3 protein-coding genes are annotated in these 3,084 nt (G+C 64.8%); 2 read left to right on the forward strand and 1 reads right to left on the reverse strand.

Features of this window, described 5'->3' with window-relative positions; genetic code table 11:
- Positions 1 to 303 precede the first annotated feature (303 nt).
- Entirely contained in the window at positions 304 to 1,392 is a 1,089-nt protein-coding gene (gene hrcA, locus Q7U29_RS10635; RefSeq protein ID WP_304741144.1) for a heat-inducible transcriptional repressor HrcA, read from the reverse strand.
- A gap of 169 nt (positions 1,393 to 1,561) precedes the next feature.
- On the opposite strand from hrcA, the gene rph reads away from it, so the two are divergent.
- Positions 1,562 to 2,275, forward strand: a complete 714-nt coding sequence (rph, locus tag Q7U29_RS10640; protein ID WP_304741146.1) for a ribonuclease PH — start codon at positions 1,562 to 1,564, stop codon at positions 2,273 to 2,275.
- A gap of 108 nt (positions 2,276 to 2,383) precedes the next feature.
- Entirely contained in the window at positions 2,384 to 3,025 is a 642-nt protein-coding gene (rdgB, locus tag Q7U29_RS10645; protein ID WP_304741148.1) for an RdgB/HAM1 family non-canonical purine NTP pyrophosphatase, read from the forward strand.
- Positions 3,026 to 3,084 lie beyond the last annotated feature (59 nt).

The raw sequence follows: 3,084 nt of genomic DNA on the forward strand, positions 1-3,084 counted from the left end.
GGCCGAGGTAGCGACGCTGATGGACAATCAGCTTCGGTCACTCAGCCGCCAGGTGCTGCGCGGAGGAGGTTCAGTAAAGACGGCTCTAGCCAAGGAACATGCCTTGGAGCAAAATCGAGCCTATAACTAGAAGCGGAAAGCGGCTCGGCACGCTGCGGCGGATGCAGCCTTTGCGGCGCTTAAGGCGCAAGATACACTGTTGCCAAAATCTCCGAAAAAGCGGAACTGACGATAGCCCTGCTGAAAATGCGAGAACCTTATGGCTAATGGGAGCCTTACCCGTTCTCGACCATTTCGGCCGGATCAGCCGCCCAGCATCCGGCTGACGATGCGCGCCGCATAGTCCACCGTCGGGATCACGCGGGCATAGTTGAGGCGGGTCGGCCCGATCACGCCGAGAACGCCGACGATGTGCCCCGCGGCATCGCTATAGGGCGCGATAATGGTGGACGAGCCGGACAGCGAAAACAGCTTGTTCTCCGAACCGATGAAGATCCGCACGCCTTCGGCGCGCTCGGCGCGGCCCAACAGGTCGATCACGCCGCGCTTGGTCTCGAGATCGTCGAACAGCGATTTCACCCGCTCGAGATCTTCCAGCGCGTGGAGGTCTTCCAGCAGATTGGCGTGACCGCGCACGATCAATTGCCGGTCGTCGCTGGTGCCGCCGGACCAGCTCGCGATCCCCGCCGATATCACCTTCTGCGTCAGCTGATCGAGTTCGGTCCGGCTTTCCGTCAGCGCGGTTTCCAGCTCCAGCCGGGCCTCGGCCAGCGTCCGCCCCCTGATCCGCGCATTGAGAAAATTGGTGGCTTCGATCAGCGCCGAGGAGGGAACGCCCGGCGGCAGCGTCAGCACCCGGTTCTCGACCTGGCCGTCCTCACCTACCAGCACCACCAGCGCCCGTTCCGGCTCCAGCCGCACGAATTCGATGTGTTTCAGCCGCGAATTGGATTTGGCGGTCAGCACCACGGCCGCGGCCCGGGTCAGGCCGGACAGCCGGGTCAGGGCCTCGCCCAGCGCCGCCTCGACCGATTGCGCCTTGCCGACGGAAGCCAGCTGGTTCTGGATCGACTCCCGCTCCGGCTCGGTGAGGTCGCCGACCTGCATCAGGGCGTCGACGAAAAACCGCAGGCCGAGTTCGGTCGGCAGCCGGCCGGCCGAGGTATGCGGCGCGTAAATCAGGCCAAGCTGCTCGAGATCCGACATCACGTTGCGCACCGAGGCCGGCGACAGCGGCATCGCGATCAGGCGCGAAATGTTGCGGGAACCGACGGGTTCGCCGGTGGCGAGGTAACTCTCGACGATTTGACGGAAAATGTCCCGCGAACGCTCATTGAGCTGGGCTAGCCCGGCATGCGGAGCGATCAGGCCGATCGGATCGTGGTGGGCCACAAAATACTCCCCTTAACTCAGCCTAATCTGTCTATCACAGCAGCCGGGGACAAGCAGGTATTACTCCCTATCGGACCGCCGGGAGAGGCCCAAAAGCCTTGCCGCTGCCGCTTCCCCCTCCTACAAGCACCGCGAGCCTGTCTTTGCTGTATTTTTTGGAGGATTTCTCATGCGGCCAAGCCGCCGTGCGCCCGACGAATTGCGCGCCGTGTCACTGGAACGGGGCGTGGTCAAATACGCCGAGGGTTCCTGCATGGTCAAATTCGGCGACACCCATGTGCTGGTGACGGCCACCCTGGAAGAGCGGCTGCCGCCGTGGCTGAAGGGCCAGGGCCGGGGCTGGGTCACCGCCGAATACGGCATGCTGCCGCGCGCCACGCTGGAACGCACCCGCCGCGAGGCCGCCGCCGGCAAGCAAGGCGGACGCACCGTCGAAATCCAGCGCCTGATCGGCCGCAGTTTGCGCGCGGCGGTTGACCTGGAAGCACTCGGCGAGCGCCAGATCACGGTGGATTGCGACGTCATCCAGGCCGATGGCGGCACCCGCACCGCCTCGATCACAGGCGCATGGGTGGCATTGGCCGACTGCATCGCCTGGATGAAGACCCGCAACATGATCAAGACCAGCCCGCTGCGCGACAATGTGGCGGCGATCTCCTGCGGTATCTACAACGGCACCCCGGTGCTCGATCTCGATTACGCCGAGGATTCCGAGGCCGACACCGACGCCAATTTCGTCATGACCGGCGATGGCCGCATCATCGAGGTGCAGGGCACCGCCGAGAAGACGCCGTTCTCGCAGGACGAGTTTTTGGCCTTGATGGCGCTGGCCCGCAAGGGCGTGGGGCGGTTGGTCGATTTGCAGAAAATGGCCGTAGCGTGATTCACAGAAGCTCGTCATGCCCGGCCTTGTGCCGGGCATCCACGACTTCCTTTCTTTCAAGACGTGGATGGCCGGAACGAGCCCGGCCATGACGGAATATAAATATCCATGACTCAACATCGTCGAATCACCGGCAAGCTCGTGATCGCGACCCACAATCCCGGCAAGCTCGCCGAGATGCGCGAACTGCTGGCGCCGCATGGCGTCGAGGCGATCTCGGCCGGTGAACTCGGCCTCGGCGAGCCCGACGAAACCGGCGATACCTTTCGCGCCAATGCGGTGATCAAGGCGGTGGCGGCGGCCCGGGCCGCGCAACTGCCGGCTTTCGCCGACGATTCAGGATTGGTGGTCGACGCGCTCGACGGCGCCCCCGGCATTCTCTCGGCGCGATGGGCCGGACCGAACAAGGATTTCACCGCGGCGATGACGCGGATCGAGCGCCTGCTGCAGGAGCGCGGCGCCACCACGCCGGACCGGCGCAGAGCGCATTTCGTTTCCGCGCTGTGCGTGGCCTGGCCCGACGGTCACCTCGAAGAAGTCGAGGCCCGCGCCGACGGCACGCTGGTGTGGCCGCCGCGCGGCAGCGCCGGGTTCGGCTACGACCCGGCGTTTCTGCCCGACGGACACACGCGCACTTTCGGCGAAATGACCAGCCTCGAAAAACACGGCCTGCCGCCGCTGGGGCTCGGCCTGTCGCACCGCGCCCGCGCCTTCGTCAAACTCGCGGAGATCTGCCTTGACCAGCGCTGACAGAGCAAAAGCGTTCGGCGTCTATGTGCACTGGCCGTTCTGCCTGTCGAAATGTCCGT

It is taken from the genome of Bradyrhizobium sp., from assembly GCF_030654605.1.
In the GTDB taxonomy this organism is placed as follows: domain Bacteria; phylum Pseudomonadota; class Alphaproteobacteria; order Rhizobiales; family Xanthobacteraceae; genus Bradyrhizobium.

Coding starts and splice junctions, on each gene's coding strand:
- rph (WP_304741146.1), top strand. CDS start 1,562: ATGCGGCCAAGCCGCCGTGCGCCCGACGAATTGCGCGCCGTGTCACTG.
- rdgB (WP_304741148.1), top strand. CDS start 2,384: ATGACTCAACATCGTCGAATCACCGGCAAGCTCGTGATCGCGACCCAC.